We start from the raw sequence: 18052 nt of genomic DNA, 5'->3' as shown, positions 1-18052 counted from the left end.
GCGCCAGCTTTCAGACGCGTATCATGGCTGCCTCAGCCTGGGAAACCCGCGTCACATGTCTATCCGATTGAAACTGCTGCGTAAGAAACTGGGGATGACCCTGGAAATGCTGGCCGAAAAGACTGGCATGACCAAAAGCTACCTGTCCAAGGTCGAGCGCGGCCTCAACACGCCCTCGATCGCTGCGGCGCTGAAACTGGCGAGGGCACTGAACGTCAATGTCGAAGAGCTGTTCGCCGAAGAACAGCCCGGTCAGAGCCGCTACAGCCTGGTGCGCCGTACCGAGCGCCAGGCCTTGGTGGGCGATGGGCAAGGGCCGGGGTACGCGGCCCTCACCAGTCAGGTTGGCCAGCGCAGCCTGCTGCCGTTTCTGATTCAGCCGCCGTCCGAGTTCAGCGACCCCACGTTCAAGGAACACCAGGGCGAAGAGTTCCTGTTTGTTCACGCAGGCCAGGTGGAAGTGGATTTCATGAGTGAGCGGGTGTTGCTGGAGCAGGGCGACGCCCTGCATTTCAATGCCCAGACGCCGCACCGCCTGCGCTCGGTAGGTGCGACACCGGCGCAGTTACTGGTTGTGGTTCACCACGCAGACGAATGAAACCGCAGGGGGCAATCATGCCCCCACGTGTTCTCAGCTGTGAAACGCCATGTTCATCGCATCATCCCTCCCTTGCATAATCTGCATGCCGTTTTTTTGACGAATGCGCCCATCGCTCATTGAATTTTATTATGGTGTCGGATCATTGACGTAGTGTCATTGTGCCCATAAGCTCAAGTCAACAACGAAACAACTCCCGCAGCACAGCGCCAATAACTAATTGATTTTCCTGTTTTTAGGAGGGGAGTATGCGCACGACTCTGATAATCAAATCGATGTTCTTGCTGGTGATGCTAAGTGGTGCTGCCCGCGCAGCGGATTCGTATATAAATCAGAACAGTATCATTCCTGTTTCAACTGCAGGCTGGTTCTTTGCCTTTGCTGTGGTCGGTTTTGTTGCCGTTGCCAACCGCAGAAAGATCTGAGCCGTATACCGGGTCCTAAAGTGACCCCTTGCTGCGAGGCCACAAGCATGGCTTGTGAATTCTCCAACCGTTGCTATATTCCCAGTAGCCCGTAGGACCAACGTTTACAAGGCGTTGCAGCCACGTCTGCAGCGTCAAGGCAAGGGCCTCCAGGAAGGTCGAGGCCATCACGGCAGCTGTGCGCCGTGAAGCGGAGCGAGAGTTGGTGTGTTGTTCTCATTCAGTGCTCTTTGTCGGGCCATTTGGCCGGAGGGACCCTCATGGTGCGTTCAATGTTTGCCGCTTTCTGCATGCTGACGGTGTGGTCTGGCGCCGGTAACGCCGACCAGAGCAGTGCTGCCTACCTGCTCAGCCCCGGCGATGTGGTGATGGTATCGGTGTGGCAGGAAGACAGCCTGCGTCAAGAAGCCACCGTACTTCCCGATGGCAGTATCACCTTCCCCTTGGCCGGGCGCATCAATGTTGCCGGGCTGGATGTGACGGCAGTGGAAAAGCAGGTCGCTGCCAAACTCGAAAAATTCCTCCCCGACCCTAACGTCAGCGTTGTCGTCAAAAGCATTGCCGGCAACATGGTCTATGTACAGGGCAAAGTGATCAAGCCCGGGCCTGTGCAAATGGCAGGCCCCACGGCCGTATTGCAGGCGCTGAGCATGTCGGGCGGCCTGGACAAGTTTGCGGATGAAAGCGAAATCAAGGTGGTCCGCGGCACCGGTGCTTCCCAAAAGATCCTGCCCGTGCGATATAAGGACCTGGTGTCTGGGCGGGACATGTCCACCAACATCCAACTTCAGGCTGGCGATACGCTGGTCGTTCCTTGATCTTGCTTTTAATAAGAACATTTAATGCCTCTTCTTAGAACAACTCGCATTGCAACGGCAATCCTGGTCTTGCCGTTCACGGACGCGGTACTGGCGGCAAATTGGCAGTCTACGGTGGTGGTACCGACATCCGTCGAATACGACAGCAACCCATTGCTGTTGACCTCGGGGGAAAAGGGCATAACGCGCACGATCATCGCGCCGGACTACACCCTGATTGGTACTTTCGACCGTGACGAATTGAGGTTGGGGCTTGGCATGCATGTGCTGCGCTCGTCCGATACGGATATCGTCGATGACCGTGAAGACCCTGACATCAGCCTGGGTTGGCAGCGCACCACCGAGCGGGGGCGGTTCGGCCTGGTGGGGCGCTACAACGAAAGCTCGACATTGTCGGGGACAGTACTGGATACCGGGGTGATTACCACTGACGGTACGCAGAAGCTTTACACCTTGACTGGCAACTGGAGCCAGGCGGTGACCGAGCGCAGTACCTTGAGCAACGAAACCACCTACAGCCGTGCCCGTTATGACATCAGCACGCTGACGGGCTACGACGAACTGGCGAACGTCTTTACCTGGACTTACGCCTGGAGTGAGCGAGCTGACCTGTATACCCGTTTTGGTGCCCGGCGCTATGAGCCAGAACAGGACCTTACCGCGACCGCTTCCAACAGCTACACCCCGGCAGTCGGCATCAAATACCAGCTTGCCGAAGGCTTGAGCGCCGATGCCCATGTTGGCGTCAACCAAGTGTCAGGTGATGACGGCGGCCGGCGCGGGGAGGGTGGTGTTGCGCTGCTTTACACCGGCCCGCGTGCCGACGCCAGCTTCACTGCCGAGCGCAGCACGGTAGCAAGCGCCGAAGGCGGCTTCGCCGAGCTGGACCAGGTGCGTGGTGTGTGGAGCTATGCGCTGACCGAGTTGTCCCGGGTCGGTGCCGACGCCGCGTGGCAAGACAGCAAAGGGCAGTCGCCCAACACGCTGCAGACTTACAGCGTATGGGCCAGCCGCCAGTTTTCGCCTTACTGGGACCTGCGCCTGTCGCTGATGTACAAGGAACGGCAGCAGGACCATGTACCGGATGCGACCGCTACGATCGTTGGTTTGACGTTGACGTACAGGTACCCCGACATCTGAACTGCAGGCAGGTGGCCCTATGAAGTCTGACTACGAGCTCTCCCTCAGAGATTACATCGCCATTATCAAGGACAGGGCCCTGGTGTTAGGGGTGAGTGCCGCAGTCATTCTCGCCGCGACCGTGGCCGTCGCGCTGATGGTGCCGCCGATCTATCAGTCGACCGGCACCATTCTGGTGGAGTCGCAGCAGATTTCGCCTGAGCTGGTGTCGACCAATAACACCAGCTTTGCCGATGAGCGCATCGAGGTGATCCGCCAACGGGTGATGACCCGCGACAACCTGCTGCGCATCATCGGCAAGTACGAGCTCTTCGCCGACAAGCGCTTCAGCGAAAGCGACAAGATCGACCAGATGCGCAACGCGATCGTGGTCGAAACCCTTACCACCTTCGTGCGCGGTCGTGGTGAAGCGACCGTGGCGTTCAATGTGTCGTTCGAGCACAAACAGGCACAAGTAGCCAAGGAAGTCGCCGATGAACTGGTGACGCTGTTCCTCAACGAAAACCTCAAGCAGCGCACCGAGCGGGCCAACGAAACCACCGAATTCCTCACCCAGGAAGCCAACAAGCTGGGTGCCGAGCTGGCCACCCTGGAAAATCAGCTGGCCGATTTCAAGCAGGCCCATGCCAATGCCTTGCCCGAGCACCAGACCCTGCGGATGAACATGCTGTCGCGGGCGGAGCTGGAATTCCGTGAGGTCGACCGTGACTACAAGGCTGCCCAGGAGGAGCTGCGCTACCTTGAGCTGGAGCTGTCTGCGGCCAATGCCGGCCTTGCCACCAAGGCTGCCGAGGGCACCCGGCCAACCCGTGCCGACCAGCCCGACGACCTGCCAAGCCTGAAAGCCGAATACGCGCAGCTGCTGACCCGTTACAAGGATGCCCACCCGGATGTAGTGTCGGTCAAACGCAAGATACAGGCACTCGAAGCCAGTGGGGGGAGCACTGCGGCCGTGTCCACGGTCAGCCTCGACGCGGCCCGTGTTCGCGCCAAGATGAGCGCCGCCCAGGTGCGTATTGCCTCGCTGGCAGAACAAAAGCGTGAGCTGACCCGGAAAATGGAAGGCTACGAAGCCGAGATCCTCGAGGCGCCGCAAGTCGAGCGTGGTCTGGTGACCTTGATGCGTGACCACGACAACGCGCGCAAGAAATACGAAGAGATTCGTGCCAAGGAAATGGGCGCAAAGATTACCGAAAGCCTCGAGCAGGAAAACAAGGCTGAACGCTTTGTGCTGCTGGAGCCTCCTCTGTTGCCTGAGAAGCCGATCAAGCCTAACCGCAAGAAAATCGCTGCGCTGGGTCTGGTGCTGGCACCGGCCGGTGGCGGGGCGTTGGTGATGCTGCTGGAAATGCTCAATCAGCGCGTGCGTGGCGTTGGTGCCCTGGAAAGTCTGCTGGGCAAACGGGTACTGGTGGCACTGCCTTATATCGATACCCGGGCCGACGTGGCTCGACGCAAGCGCTGGCGCAATCGCCTGATCCTGGCGGCACTGGCGTTGGCAGCTATCATGATAGGGCTGGTGCACGTGTTCTACATGCCACTGGATGTGCTGTTGTACAAAGTCATGTCTCGGTTTGTATAGGGAAAGCAGTGATGGACAGGATCAAGCCGGCTGTTGGCAACAATATTCATCAGGTTACCCCGGGTACCCCCCAGGCACTGTCTCCCGCCCCCGGTACGGCGCTGGCCGAAGTGCCGGGTCAGTTCGATTACGTGAACACCAAGGTGGTGCCGCTGCGTGCAGACCACCTGGAGCGTAACCGCATCGTGGCGTACAACAAGAACTCCAACATGAACGGGCCGATCGACCTGTTGCGTACGCAGGTGCTCAGGGCCATGGACGAGAACGGCTGGCGTACCTTGGCCATCACCTCGCCAACGCCGGAAGCGGGCAAGACAATGCTGGCGATCAACCTGGCCATGAGTATTGCCCACCACACCACCAAAACTGCGTTGCTGGTGGACTTCGACCTGCGCCGGCCCAAGGTCGGCAGTTACCTGGGGCTGCCCATGGAGCAGGCACTGAACGAGTTTCTGACGGACAAGGCCGAGTTGCAGGACTGTCTGGTCAACCCCACCTTGCCGCGCTTCGTGGTGCTGCCAACGCGGGTACCCGTGCCCCTGTCGACCGAGATGCTGTCCTCGCCCAAGGTGAACAACCTGATTGGTGATTTGCGCAACCGCTACGAATCGCGCATCTGCATTTTCGATTTGCCACCGCTGCTCAGCTCGGACGATGCGATCACCGTGATGCCCAAGTTCGACTGCGTGTTGCTGGTGGTGGCCAACGGGATGAACAACAAGAAGGAAATCGAGGATTGCCTGCATCACCTGGCCACGGTGAACCTGATCGGGACAGTGTTGAACAAGGCTGACGAACAGCCGCGCACCTATTACTGAGCCTTCTGGCAAGGCGCCTGTAGGCGCAGCCTTGTGCTGCGCCTACAGGAAGCCGAGGGCAACTCAGCGCTCCCAGGGATACTGCAACTCCCATTGCCACGCATGCCGCACAATCTGCTCCAATGAGGCGAAGGCCGGGCGCCAGCCCAGCACCTGCATGGCTTTGCTCGCATCCGCCACCAGCCGTGGTGGGTCGCCGGCGCGGCGCGGTGCGTCAAGGGCATTGATCTGCCGCCCGGTCACTGCGCGGGCCGTATCGATCACCTGCTGCACCGAAAAGCCCAAGCCATTGCCCAGGTTGAACGCGGCACGCTCGCCACCGTCCAGTAAATAATCCACAGCCAATGCGTGGGCCGCCGCCAGGTCTGCCACATGCACGTAGTCGCGTATGCAGGTGCCATCCGGTGTGTCGTAGTCGCGACCAAACACTGTCACCGCCTCACGCCGGCCAGATGCAGCCTGCAGGATCAAGGGGATCAGATGGGTTTCCGGTTCGTGACGCTCGCCTAGCTCGCCTTCCGGGTCAGCGCCCGCTGCATTGAAATAGCGCAGGCATACCGACTTCAAACCATAGGCCCGGTCGAAGTCCTCAAGAATCTGCTCGACCAGCCATTTGCTCAACCCGTACGGGTTGATCGGCCCCTTGGTGTGCGCTTCATCGATCGGCACGTACTGCGGGTTGCCGTAAACGGCGGCACTCGAAGAAAACACCAGGTGCCTGATGCCGGCATTGACCATGGCCTGCAGCAGGGAAAGGGTGGCTGCGACGTTGTTCTGGTAGTACTTGCCGGGTGCACTGACCGACTCGCCCACTTGAATGAACGAGGCGAAGTGAAACACCGCATCGAAGCGGCACACGCCAAACAGCACATCCAGTGCGGCTTCGTCGGCGATGTCGAGCTTGGCCCACTGGATACCGGGGCCAGGTGAGACCAGGTCCGCCACCAGCACTTCATGGCCGGCGGCGAGCAAGTGCTTGACCATGTGCGAGCCAATGTAGCCTGCACCACCCACAACCAGATATTTCATCCCCACCTCCTGGAATCTGCTGTTTACAGACGCAGTGAACACTCCCTGACACGTGCAGGTGGGATGATCAGCTACAGGTGACCTGAGCGTAGATGGCCATATGCTCTATTTCAAGAATAGCCAATTGGACATGTAGGTACCGTCGAAGGTAATGGTGTATTGCCCATCCTTGTAGGCCACCGGCAGCGGTTTCAGCTGCTCCCGTGCATCGCGGGCGAACAGTTTCAGGCCGGCGGGTGCCTTGATGTCCAGGCGGCCTTCAAGGGGCTCGACATTGAACGGCGTCTTGTCATCGGCCTTGGGCATGGCACGGGTGCCCAGAGACAGCAGAAGCTCGCGCGACTGGCCCAGTGGCTTGCCGTCCAGGCTCTGGACCACGACGCTGGCGTAAGGCGTTTTCGCTTGTACCTGAATGGCACCCAGGTTGACCGGGCGGCCGCCCAGCCAGCCGCTGGCGGCCTGGGTCAGTGGCGTGTCGATGGTGTAGATGCCTTGTTGCCAGTTGCGCCTGAGCTCGCCCGTATCGGTCACCGACTCGGTGGCATCGGCGGCCAGCAGCGATTGCCCCGGGTCATGCAGCACCTGCGCGCCTGCCGGGATGGGCGCAGGTTTTAGCCAGGGCAATTGCGGCGTGTGTGGCAGGGCGATCTGCAACTGGCCCTTTTCCATGGCCGTGCGCAACAGCGGTGAGTTACGCGGGGTGATTTCCTGGTTGTACAGGGTGTCAGGTGTCGGTGCGAACACGTAGCGAGTGGTGGCGGGTTTCACGTCCGCACGGCGATAGAGCAGGGCAGCGGCGGGCAGGGTGGCGATCATCGCCGGGTCGTTGTACGCGTGCCAGTTGTCCGCCGTGCGCCAACCTGGGTTGAATGCTTGTTGGCTGTAGGCGTATTGCAGCATGGCGTCCCAGCCTTGGTGGCTGGCAGTGCCGGCGATGTAAATGGGTAGCGAGTGACGGTCCGGCAGCGGGAAGGGCTCGGCGTTCCACTCGGTGACGGTCAGCGGTTTGCCGACGACCTGGGCGGCAGCAATCCAGTCGATCATGCCGTCGCTGGTCAGCGGGTTCTTCTCCAGTTGGCCTGCGTCGCCGTAGCTGTGGGCGTCGATGACATCACCAACGCTCAGTGCCGGCAGTGCGCTAAGCCCATTGCCGCCCCAGGTGCTGGTGGTCGCAATGGGGACTTTCACGCCCACGCTGCGCAAGTGGGCGATCATGTCGGCATTGAAGCGTTGTTCCAGCTCGTTGAGCAACAGCTTCGACGGCCCATGCTCCCAGGCACGCCAGGTCAGGTCGGCGGGCAGGTCAAACTGTTTGGCAAAGGCCTTGGCCGCGGTCATGTAGCGCTCGCTGTGGCGCGGTACATCCTTGTTCGGCATCAGGGCGTTGCCGTAATGCTGGGTCAGGTCATTCTCGTTGGTGATCAGCACGGCGGCGATGGCCGGGTCGTCCTTGTAGGCCAGGCCCGTGTATTCGTTCACATGGGTCAGGTACTGCTCGGCGAAGCGTTTCATCGCTTGCTGGATACTGTCGTTCACGTAGGCGTAACCCTTCAGGTCGACGCGACCATCCTTCTCGGGCAGCTCCTTGAAGTCTTCGATATTGTCGTTGGCGGTAAACGCACGCTGCACATGCATGTCCAGCCAGATGTAGATGCCTTCGTCCTTGAGTGACTTGATCCACAGGTCGAGCTTGCGCAGCGATTCGGTGCTGAGCTGCTGGGTATCGCGCACCAAGGTGCCATCGCCAAATACGTTGGGGCTGACCCAGGGCGAGTCGTGGTGATGCAGGCGCACCAGGTTGAAACCCAGTGCCGAGAGGCGTTTGGCCTGCTGGCGTATTTCGTCGTCGGGGCTTTTGAACAGCGAGTAGGCCGACAGGTTGGTGCCCCAGAAGCGTATTGGGGTGTTGTCGGCGAACATCAACTGGTCGCCGACCGCCTTGACGAAGCCACGCTTGCCGGCGGGTTTTTCCGCTGCGTTGAGGAACGACAGGTCCACCGGCGAGGTGCGCCAGTCCAGTTGGTCATCAGGCCACTTGGCGGGGTCTGCCAGGCCGAAGCGCTCGGTGGGCGTCGGGCCGAGTTCGATGTCGCCGGTCACGTTGAGCACAGCCTTGAGCTGCTGGCGGCCGGCGCTGATCGGGTCCTTGTAGAGGAATGCGCGCAGCTCGGACGGGTTGCCGCGCTCGAAATAGACCTTGGCCAGTGGCGGGTCGAAGCGCATTTCGATGCGGCGACCCTGGTCGGCCTTGCCCCACGTCCAGCCGCGGTTGTCGGGCAGCAACTGCGGGGCCCCCATGTCGCCGGCGATTTGTGCCGGATCGAACTGGAACACCATGCCGCCACCCATGACACCGTTCTGGCGGCTGTGGGCGTCGAGGTCGAAGGCCCAGCTCAGGGTTTGTGCCTGTTCCTTACGGATGTCAGCCTGCAGGTCGAAGTCCAGTTCCTTGTTCTTGCCCCGCAGCGTGTAGTGGTAAGGGCCATTGACCTTGAAGTCGGTATAGAAACCGGTCCAGCTCCAGTTGGCAGCCCAGAAATCGAATTTGGCCTTCATGACCGGGCCACCGCCGTGTGTCACGGTAGGCAAGCCATTTTGCTCATCGACACTGACCTGCCAGTCTGAAGCCCAGCTGGCCAGCGGCAGCAGGGCCAGGCCGGCAATGGCCGAAAGGCGCACGTAATGACGCAGGGACAGCCTATTCATGAGCATTACCTGGGTTGTAGGTCGGGTTCTGCCAGCTCAACGGCCGGGCTGTTGTGCAGGCGGCGAACCATCTGGATGTAGGCCACGCCCAGCCCTGCGATAGACCAGTACACCACCGGGATGAAGGTGATGCTGCTGACGGTGAAGATGATGACCAGAATGCCGATCAGCGTTGCCAGCAACACCCGGCCGAGCTGTCGTCGTTCGTCATCCTTGTCGGCAAAACTGAGCATGGCCCTGCGGATACCCAGCAGCAGCACGGCAAAGAACGCCACGAACAGGCCTAGCCCGACCAGGCCGGCCCGCAGCGCCAGGTTGATGTAGGTGTTGACGATATCGATGATGCCTTCGCCCTGGATCATCGCCTGCATTTCGGGTGTGTTACGGAAATCGAAGGAGCCGAACAATGGGTTGCGCTGGATGACGATCCAGGCGTTGTCCATCAGCCGCTCGCGGTAGGTGATGTTCTCTTTCTCGATGCTGCCGATGTACGGCAACAGGTCCAGCACCTTGTCGCCGCCAGGCACGACAGTCAGCAAGGGCAACGCCAGCATGCCAGCCGCACCCAGCAGCGCCAGGCGCTTGACGGCGCCTTTGCCCAGGGCAATGAACACCACCACGATGACCACGGCGCCGATCCACGGGCCACGCGACAATGGCGCGAACAGCCCGGCGGCCAGCAGCAGGGCGCCCATGGCCCTGTGCAACGGGCGTTGCACATAGCCTTGCACGAACAGGAACAGGCCGATGGCCACGCTCATTACGTAACCCAGTACAATCGCCTGGCCGGTGGTGACGCTTGCCCGCAGCGCACCGCCGCGGCTCAGGTAGCCGGACATGCTCCATGGCACGCCCATGGCGTCGACCAGGGCGCTGTACAGTAACCAGTGGCGCACATACTCGGCCACAGCGATCAGCGCCATGACGAAAGAGGCGAGTACGAAGGCCAGCAGGGTGTCCTTGAAGTCGCTGATCTGACGCAGGCCACGGCTGGCCACGTAATACGGCAGGAGTACGTCGACATACAGGTACAGCGCCTGGCGCAGCGTGTCGGTAGGCGTGGTTTCGCGTAAATAGAGCACGCTCAGCAACAGCAGGCCGGCCGCCAGCAATTTATCAGCCCAGGTGCGGCCAAAGCGCAGGGTGTCACCCTGGCGGCGCAGGTGCAGCGCGGCCGGCAGCAGCACGCACAGGCTCAGCAGGCGAATATGGTTCAGGTCGACCAGGTAATTGACCACGCCAAACCCGGGCACCTGCACCGACGCTGGCGGGATCAGGAACAGCAGCATGTAGAACAGCGCCATGGGGTTGTGCTCGCGGCGCCCGGCCAGCAACAGGACGACCGCGCCCACGCCCAGGTACAGCCAGAAGCTGTGCGAGAAAAAAGCCAGCAGGGTCAGCAGGAACCACAGATTGCGCCGGCGCTTGTAGTCGCTGAGCGGAATCAGGTCGGTGGCAGGCCGGCGCGCCATCAGGAAGACCACGCTCGCCAAAAACAGGATGACGATCAACGCACGAAAATGTTCAGGCATCGGCTATGTACACCTTTCCTTCGGTGGGCAACGGCTAGCATCGTGGCTAATTGAAACTATAGTGACTTTTAGCCAATCAGTCAGAGATTGAAGTCATGCCGTCGATTGATGTGTCAGCTGCCGCGAGCCTGCGCAAGCGTGCCCTGAGGGCCGGGTCGTGGAACCTGGTCTCGCAGGTGGCTTCACAGGTGATGCGCCTGGGCGGCAATCTGATCATGGCCCGATTGCTGCTGCCGGAAATGTTCGGCGTGATGGTCATTGCCACCACTGTTTCGATACTGCTGCATTTGCTTTCCGATGTCGGCCTGCGCCAGAACATCATCCAGAGCCACCGTGGTGACGATCCAGATTTTCTCAATACCGCCTGGACCGTGCAGATCATCCGCGGTTTCCTGCTGTTTGCCCTTACCCTGCTGCTGGCCCTGGGGGCCTGGTTGGCACAACTGGCTGAGCTGTGGCCGGCAGACTCTACTTATGCCGCGCCGGTACTGCCGATGGTACTGGCGGTGACCGGCCTGTCGGCGGTCATCTGGGGTTTCCAGTCCACCAAGATAGATGTGGCGGTACGCACTTTCCAACAAAAGCGCGTGGTGCTGGTCGACCTTGCCTCGCAGGTGGCTGGCCTGGTGGTGATGCTGGTGCTGGGCTTGCTGACCCATTCGATCTGGGCGCTGGTGTTATCAGGCCTGGTTTCGGCGGTCGTCTGGACCGTGCTGGGGCACACCGCCCTGGAGGGGCCCAACAACCACCTGCGCTGGGACCGTTCGGCGCTCACCGAGTTGATCGTGTTTGGCCGTTGGATCCTGTTGTCGTCGATGGTCGGCGTGCTGGCGATGTACGGCGACCGCATATGGTTTGGCGCCAGCATGTCGGCGGCGCAACTGGGTGTGTATTCGATCGCCGTGCTGATCCTGGGTGCGGTGCAGACCGCGCTCATGAAAATTGTCGGCGCGGTGGCGCTGCCTGCTTTCAGCGAGGCGGCCAGGGCCGACGACAAGCCGCGCCTGAAAGCGCTGTATTTCCGCTTTCGGCTGCTGGTCGACCTGCTGGTGCTGTTCATTTGTGGCGGTTTCCTGACCGCCAGCCCGCTGCTGATCGGCTGGATGTATGACGATCGCTACCGCGAAGCCGGGCCGATGCTGGCGATTCTCTCGCTATCGTTCATCGTATTGCGCTATACCTTGGCTCATCAGGTGTGGATTGCCTTGGGCCTGACCAAGTACCAGGCCATGGACAACATTATCCGCCTGGTCTCGTTATGGGGGCTGTTGCCGCTACTACTGGCAATTGGCGGGGTGGAGTGGGCGATCTGGGGGGTTGCCCTGCATGCTGTGCCAACGCTTGTGCTGGTTGTGTATGTGAACTGCAAACTGGATATCTTCAGCCTCAAACGTGAGCTGATGGTACTGCCGATGTTGCTGGTCGGGGCGCTGTGCGGGGCACTGTTGACGGCCTTTTTCAACTGGCTGTAGCGCAGTTTGCTGGGTGTAACTTTCATGGCTACAGGTCACGGGATCATGGAGAAGCTCACTTTTTGTAATGCGCAGTTGGGTCGTAGAGGTTTTCTCCAGAGTTGTGTCTTGCTCAGTGTGGGGGGGGCGGTGTTCGGCGCCTCGGCGGCCGTTGCCGGCAAGCCGGTCGAAAAGCCCGGATTCGTGGTAATCAACGGTTGGGTATTACCGTCCCGTTACTTCCGGAACGCGTCAGTATGATCAAGGACTTTCAGCAGCAGAAGGCGCTGCGCGACCACTATGACTTCTGCATCATCGGGGCCGGCCCGGCGGGTATAACCTTGGGCTTGCGCCTGGCAGCCGCCGGCTGGAGCGTCATGATCGCCGAAGGCGGGGGGCGTGAATATGCGCCGCACTCGCAAGGCTTGTACGCGTGCTCATCCACCGGCCTGGAACTGTATGCCGAGGAAACCCGCCTGCGTTACCTGGGTGGTACCTCCAATCACTGGGCTGGCCGTTGTCGTCCATTTACTCCCTCGGATTTTGCCGTCGCCCCGCCAGGCGACTTGCCGGGCTGGCCAATTCCCTACTCGGAGATCGAAGGCTTCCTGCCGGCAGCGATGGAGATCGTCGATCTGGCGCCTGGCTCGGATTTTCGCGCAATGAATGCCGGCCTCAATGGTGGTGACTTCGAGGCAGACCGTTTTCTGCTCAGCACGCCGACACGCTTTGCGCAAAAGTACGCTTCAGCACTGGAGCAGACCCCAGGCCTGGACGTATTCATCAACTGTAATTGCGTCGACCTGGAGTTCGACAGGGCTTCCGGCCACCTGGCTGCGGTGGTGTTGTCCGACTATGAGCGCAATCGTCAACGCCTGGTGGCTGGCAATTTCATTCTGGCCACAGGTGCCATCGAGAATGCCCGGCAGTTGCTCAACAGCGAGACCTTGGTGGCCGCAGGCGTGGTGGGCAAGGAAGGGCTGGTAGGCGGGTGTTTCATGGAACACCTGAACATCGAAATGGGCACTTTTATCCTTAAGTCCGGGCAGGACCCAGAGCCGCGCCAGTACTACACCACCGATGCTTTCGTCGACGAGTACAAGGCCGGTAAAGGCAATGTCACCGCCGCCCTGCTGGCCGATGTGAAAACCTATGGCCGCACTGCCGAGGTCAAGTATTTTCTCGAGAGCCTGGCCTGCGACATGGGGTTTGCCAACAAGGTCGCCTTCGTCGCCAAGTTCAGTTGCCCGGGTGACGGCGTGATCAGCACCATGATCGAGCAGTTCCCCAACCTGCACAGCCGTATTTCGCTGCTGGACGAGAAGGATGCGCTGGGCGTGGCCAAGGTCAATGTCAATTGGGTGCTGAGCGCCGAAGACCGGCACACCATCAAGTGCATTGGCAGCGAACTGGCCAAGCAGTTCGCCGACATGGATCTGGGGTTCGTCAAACTCAACGATTTCGTCTATGACACCTCGATTCCGCTGAAAATGGCACCCCATGCCCATCACATGGGCACCACGCGTATGGCCGCCTCGCCGCAGTTCGGTGTAGTCGATGCCAATTGCAAGGTGTTCGGTACCGAAAACCTGTATGTCGCCGGCAGCAGCATTTTTGCCAAGGGCGGCGCCTCCAACCCGACCATGCCGCTGTTGCAATTTGCCGTGCGGCTGGCCGACCACCTCGATAACAAGATGAAAGCGGCCGGCAGCGCCGCTGCGTGATGCGGGTTGTACACGGGTGAGTGCGATGCGGTCAGCACCTAGAAGAACGAGACCGGAACGCCTCAGGACACTCCAGATTGTTCAGATCGCGAGGCCAGGCAGTATGAAGGGATGGATACGCAAGGCAGTGGCGCACTACGCCCATGCAACCGGGCGAGGGGGCAAATTCTACAGGAGGTTCTGCAACCCCTCTGGTCTTGAATGGGGGGCCTATCTGGCCCGATGGGGCAACTTTCACTCGGTTGGCAGCAATTTCTTCGTCAATACAGGCTGCAAGTTTCTCGACCCGTCGCTGGTCCGCATCGGCAACAGCGTGGGCCTGTCCGACTGCACCTTGATCGGTCATGACGGGGTGGTATTGCTGATCGAGCATCGCTTTGGCAAGCACCTGGATTCGGTCGGTTTCATCGACATCAAGGACAATTGCTTCATCGGCCATGGTGCGATCGTGATGCCTCGCGTGACCATCGGGCCCGAATCCATCGTGGCGGCAGGGGCGGTGGTGACCAAGGACGTGCCACCAGGCACCGTCTATGGTGGCAACCCGGCCGTGTTCATCTGTACCACCGAGCAGTTGATCCAACGGGTCGAGGCACGTTGCGAAGCCTACCCATGGATAGACCTGGTGAAGCAGCGCAACGGGGCCTATGACCCGGAAGTTGAACCGCTATTGATGGCGCAAAGACGTCAGTATTTCTTCGGGGACGGCAAAAATGGCTAGCAAACCTGTGGATGTCATGGTGGTGAACTTCAATACCGCTGGACTGCTGCAGCCGATGTTCGATGCACTGCGCCGGGCCGACAGCGAGCGGCTGGCCAGCTACCTGGTGGTCGACAATGCCTCGCGCGATGACTCGGTGCAGCGCATGGCCCAGGTGTGCCCCGAGGCTCTGCTGCTGAGCAACAAGCAGAACGTGGGGTTCGGCCGGGCCAACAACCAGTTGTTGGCGCACCTCAAGGGCAAGTACGCCTTGCTGCTCAATACCGATGCCTTCGTTGCCGCCGACTCGCTGCAAAAAACGCTCGACTATATGGACGCCCACCCGGAGTGCGGCGTACTGGGGGTGCGCCTGGAGGGTCGCGATGGCGACCTGCAACCAAGCTGTCGCTACTTCCCCACGCCGCTCAATGTGTTCGTTGGGCGTACCGGGTTGGGGCGGTTCTTCCCAGGGCTGAAGATGGTCGACGAAATGAACTGGGACCACGCCTCTGTGCGCGAGTGTGACTGGTTGCCCGGCTGCTTCTACCTCGTACGCCGCGAAGTACTCGACAAGGTGGGTTTGTTCGACCCGCGCTATTTCCTTTATTACGAGGAGGTGGACCACTGCAAGCGGGTGAAGGAAGCGGGCTGGAAAGTGGTGTTTTACCCGCATACCACGGTGGTGCATATCGGTGGCGAAAGCTCCAAGTCGGTGGCGGAGCTGGAGGCCGCCAGCCGGCAGATCTCGTCCTATCAGATCGAAAGCGAGTTGCTGTACTTTCGCAAGCATCACGGGGTGGCGGGGCTTGCCCTGCACATGCTGCTGGTGACGCTGGGCGACTTGGTGCTGGCACTCAAGGCGCTGTTGAAACGACGCGGCTGGGGCGCCATACAGGCCTGCTGGCGTCATTGCCGGGCAACCTGGTCTTTGCTGTTCAAGACCCGGTACGCCAGCCAACCGACAAGGTAGGTGGAGCCATGTTCGAGAATATTCGCGCCGACCTGCGTGCCCATGGCGGGGACTGGGGCGCCCAGGGCTTCTGGGTATTGCTGGTGTACCGCTTTGGCCGCTGGCGCTATACGCTGCGCCCGGCACTGCTGCGCAAACTGTGCTCGCTCATCTACAAGGTGCTGTTCAAATTCGTCCAGATCATCACCGGTATCGAACTGCCGTGCGAAGTGGTGATCGGGCGCAACTTCGTCATCGATCATTTTGGCGGCATCGTTGTCAGCGGCTATGCCCGCTTCGGCGATGACTGCCGTATCCGCAACGGCGTGGTGGTGGGCCTGAAGAATGTCGACGAGCCGATTGCCCCGGTGTTCGGCAACAACGTCGACATCGGCACCGGGGCCAAGGTGCTGGGCAGTATTCGCATCGGCAACAACGTGATCATCGGCGCCAATGCCGTCGTGCTGGTAGATGTGCCTGACAATTCACTGGCAGTGGGGGTGCCGGCCATCATCAAGGCCCGGCAACCGGCCGCCACGGCGTCGGTCGAGTGAGGCCTATGGCAACGGTGATCGGGGTGGTGGTAATCGGCCGCAATGAAGGCCAGCGTCTCGAGCGCTGCCTTGTTTCGCTGGCCCACGGGGCGGACAAAGTCATCTACGTCGACTCGGGCTCCACCGATGGTTCGCTGCAGTTGGCCGCCAACCTTGGCGTGGCAGTACTGGCGCTGGACATGAGTATCCCGTTCACCGCCGCACGCGCCCGCAATGAAGGTTTTGCCGCCTTGCAGCGCCTGTTGCCATCGATGCAACTGGTACAGTTCGTCGATGGCGACTGCGAGGTGAATGCCACCTGGCTGGCCACGGCGCAGGCTTTTCTTGAGCAGCACCCCGCCGTGGCAGTGGTGTGTGGTCGCCGGCGTGAGCGCTTCCCGCAGCGTTCGGTGTACAACTTGCTGTGCGACCTGGAGTGGGATACCCCGGTCGGTGAGGCCAAGGCCTGTGGCGGCGATGCGCTGATGCGGGCAGACGCCTTTGCTGCTGTGGGTGGCTTCCGGCCTGACCTGATTGCCGGAGAAGAGCCTGAACTGTGTGTGCGTTTGCGGGCCAACGGCTGGAAAATCTGGCGACTGGCTGCCGAGATGACCCTGCACGATGCCGGCATGACCCGTTTCAGCCAGTGGTGGCGGCGTAGCCTGCGTGCTGGGCACGCCTATGCCGAGGGCGCCTACCTGCATGGCCAGCCACCCGAGCGGCATTGGCTGCGTGAGTCACGTCGGGCCTGGTTGTGGGGCCTGGGCATACCCTTGGTGATCGCGCTGGCCTGCCTGCTGCTGGGCGGCTGGGGCCTGCTCTTGCTGTTGATCTACCCACTGCAGGCCGTGCGCCTGGCCCGCCGCGGCGGCAAGTCGACGCGCGAGAACTGGCTGCAGGCTGTGTTTCTGGTGTTGGGCAAATTTCCGGAAATGCTCGGCCAGCTGAAGTTCCTGCGCCACCGCCTTGCGGCTGGCAAATCGGCTTTGATCGAGTACAAGTGAGAGAACCCCATGATGCTCGGCACCCTCGTGAAAAGCGTGTTTACCTTGCAACCGGGTTACTCGTTGCGGGCGATGCACAACAAGTACAAGTTGGCACGGCAGATCGCCAGGCAGTGGCCTGAGCTGAACGGGTTCCTGCAGCGCATGACGGCGGCGCTGGGCCCGCACGGTTTGCAGCGCCTGGGTGTGGATTGTATCGGTGTCGTGCAATGGCCTTACATCAGCCGATGCTGGGAGGCGCCACAGCGTCTGGAGGTGGTGGCTTCGCACTTTGAACAGGTGGCTGGGCAGTTCCCGGCGTTGCTGTTGCTGGGGCGCGACGAAAACCTGAAGTTGTGTGACCTGTCCAGCCACTCGCCGGGCTGTTGCCTGGTACTGGACCGACCAATCTGGTTCAAGCGCGAAGGCGAGCTGGTGCTGAACCTGTTCCAGGCCGACCTGCGTGTGGCATCCCTGGCCTTCACCCTGGGCCGCAGCCAAGGTGAGACCAGCCTGTTCATCGGTGCGGTGCAGGGTATTCACAAAGGTATCGACAGCGAAACCTCACTGGCTATCTACCGTGACCTGACCAAGGACTTCGAAGGGTTGCGGCCACGCAGCCTGTTGCTCGAAGCGTTGAAATGCCTGGGCAGGACCCTGGGTGTGACACAGCTGTATGCCGTCAGTGACGCCTGCCGGCACCATCGCCATCCCTATTTTGGCAGCGACAAGGGCCAGGACCTGGCGGCCAACTACGACGTGATATGGCAGGAACATGGCGCCACAGCGTCTGACCGTGAGGACTTTTTTACCCTGCCTCTAGCACCGGCGCAACGGGCGGAAGCTGACATTCCGGCCAAGAAACGGGCGATGTACCGCCGCCGCCAGGCATTGCTTGACGATGTTTTCACCCGCTTGCAGGCAGCATTGCCAAGCAGCAACCACAACCTTGGACTACAAGGAAAACAGGGGGGTGCATTTGCTGTGAGTGCATCGGCAGTAGACAGGCCGCCCGTAGTCGACAGCCTGAAGTGAAGGTTGCCAGGGAAGGTTGGTCATCAAGC

The 18052-nt window shown here is 60.7% G+C and carries 16 protein-coding genes; 13 read left to right on the top strand and 3 right to left on the bottom strand.

The window, feature by feature from the left end; genetic code table 11:
* Positions 1–55: 55 nt before the first annotated feature.
* The 6 genes from BJQ17_RS02620 (at position 56) to BJQ17_RS02600 (ending at position 5381) form a co-directional block, all read left to right on the top strand.
* Positions 56–598 (top strand): helix-turn-helix domain-containing protein, encoded by a 543-nt coding sequence (locus BJQ17_RS02620; RefSeq protein WP_004374236.1) that lies wholly within the window; start codon positions 56–58, stop codon positions 596–598.
* A 248-nt stretch (positions 599–846) separates the two neighbouring features.
* Positions 847–1023, top strand: coding sequence for an EPS-associated small membrane protein EppA (eppA, locus tag BJQ17_RS31545; protein ID WP_004374238.1), 177 nt, complete (start codon positions 847–849; stop codon positions 1021–1023).
* A gap of 260 nt (positions 1024–1283) precedes the next feature.
* Positions 1284–1841: a polysaccharide biosynthesis/export family protein gene (locus tag BJQ17_RS02615; protein ID WP_004374240.1), complete on the top strand. Its 558-nt coding sequence runs from the start codon at positions 1284–1286 to the stop codon at positions 1839–1841.
* Between the two features lie 24 nt (positions 1842–1865).
* Entirely contained in the window at positions 1866–2981 is a 1116-nt protein-coding gene (locus BJQ17_RS02610) for a hypothetical protein (RefSeq protein ID WP_019751669.1), read from the top strand.
* 19 nt (positions 2982–3000) lie between these two features.
* Entirely contained in the window at positions 3001–4563 is a 1563-nt protein-coding gene (locus tag BJQ17_RS02605; protein WP_004374243.1) for a Wzz/FepE/Etk N-terminal domain-containing protein, read from the top strand.
* A gap of 11 nt (positions 4564–4574) precedes the next feature.
* Positions 4575–5381 (top strand): CpsD/CapB family tyrosine-protein kinase, encoded by an 807-nt coding sequence (locus BJQ17_RS02600; protein WP_004374244.1) that lies wholly within the window; start codon positions 4575–4577, stop codon positions 5379–5381.
* A gap of 63 nt (positions 5382–5444) precedes the next feature.
* On the opposite strand, the gene galE is transcribed toward BJQ17_RS02600, so the two are convergent.
* The 3 genes from galE to BJQ17_RS02585 all read right to left on the bottom strand — a co-directional run bounded on the left by galE (position 5445) and on the right by BJQ17_RS02585 (position 10648).
* A complete protein-coding gene (galE, locus tag BJQ17_RS02595) occupies positions 5445–6410 on the bottom strand; it encodes a UDP-glucose 4-epimerase GalE (RefSeq protein ID WP_070095479.1) in 966 nt (321 codons plus the stop codon).
* 105 nt (positions 6411–6515) lie between these two features.
* Positions 6516–9116: a cellulase family glycosylhydrolase gene (locus BJQ17_RS02590; protein ID WP_047602875.1), complete on the bottom strand. Its 2601-nt coding sequence runs from the start codon at positions 9114–9116 to the stop codon at positions 6516–6518.
* A gap of 5 nt (positions 9117–9121) precedes the next feature.
* Positions 9122–10648, bottom strand: a complete 1527-nt coding sequence (locus tag BJQ17_RS02585) for an O-antigen ligase (protein ID WP_004374249.1) — start codon at positions 10646–10648, stop codon at positions 9122–9124.
* Positions 10649–10743: 95 nt separating this feature from the next.
* On the opposite strand from BJQ17_RS02585, the gene BJQ17_RS02580 reads away from it, so the two are divergent.
* The 7 genes from BJQ17_RS02580 to BJQ17_RS02550 all read left to right on the top strand — a co-directional run bounded on the left by BJQ17_RS02580 (position 10744) and on the right by BJQ17_RS02550 (position 18023).
* Entirely contained in the window at positions 10744–12120 is a 1377-nt protein-coding gene (locus BJQ17_RS02580; RefSeq protein ID WP_004374251.1) for an oligosaccharide flippase family protein, read from the top strand.
* A gap of 236 nt (positions 12121–12356) precedes the next feature.
* On the top strand, positions 12357–13823 hold the full coding sequence (locus BJQ17_RS02575) for a GMC oxidoreductase (protein ID WP_054888346.1): 1467 nt from the start codon (positions 12357–12359) through the stop codon (positions 13821–13823).
* 103 nt (positions 13824–13926) lie between these two features.
* Positions 13927–14544, top strand: coding sequence for an acyltransferase (locus BJQ17_RS02570; protein WP_004374256.1), 618 nt, complete (start codon positions 13927–13929; stop codon positions 14542–14544).
* Positions 14537–15493 (top strand): glycosyltransferase family 2 protein, encoded by a 957-nt coding sequence (locus BJQ17_RS02565; protein WP_004374259.1) that lies wholly within the window; start codon positions 14537–14539, stop codon positions 15491–15493. The genes BJQ17_RS02570 and BJQ17_RS02565 overlap by 8 nt, the downstream gene beginning before the upstream one ends.
* 8 nt (positions 15494–15501) lie before the next feature.
* Complete coding sequence (locus tag BJQ17_RS02560) at positions 15502–16026, top strand: serine O-acetyltransferase (protein ID WP_054888344.1); 525 nt, start codon at positions 15502–15504, stop codon at positions 16024–16026.
* A 5-nt stretch (positions 16027–16031) separates the two neighbouring features.
* Complete coding sequence (locus BJQ17_RS02555) at positions 16032–17009, top strand: glycosyltransferase family 2 protein (RefSeq protein ID WP_054888343.1); 978 nt, start codon at positions 16032–16034, stop codon at positions 17007–17009.
* 9 nt (positions 17010–17018) lie between these two features.
* Positions 17019–18023, top strand: coding sequence for a VirK/YbjX family protein (locus BJQ17_RS02550; RefSeq protein WP_070095478.1), 1005 nt, complete (start codon positions 17019–17021; stop codon positions 18021–18023).
* The last annotated feature ends 29 nt before the right edge of the window (positions 18024–18052 follow it).

This window comes from Pseudomonas sp. NBRC 111139 (assembly GCF_001753955.1).
Taxonomy (GTDB): domain Bacteria; phylum Pseudomonadota; class Gammaproteobacteria; order Pseudomonadales; family Pseudomonadaceae; genus Aquipseudomonas; species Aquipseudomonas alloputida.
This window is presented reverse-complemented; position numbering and strand designations above follow the sequence as displayed.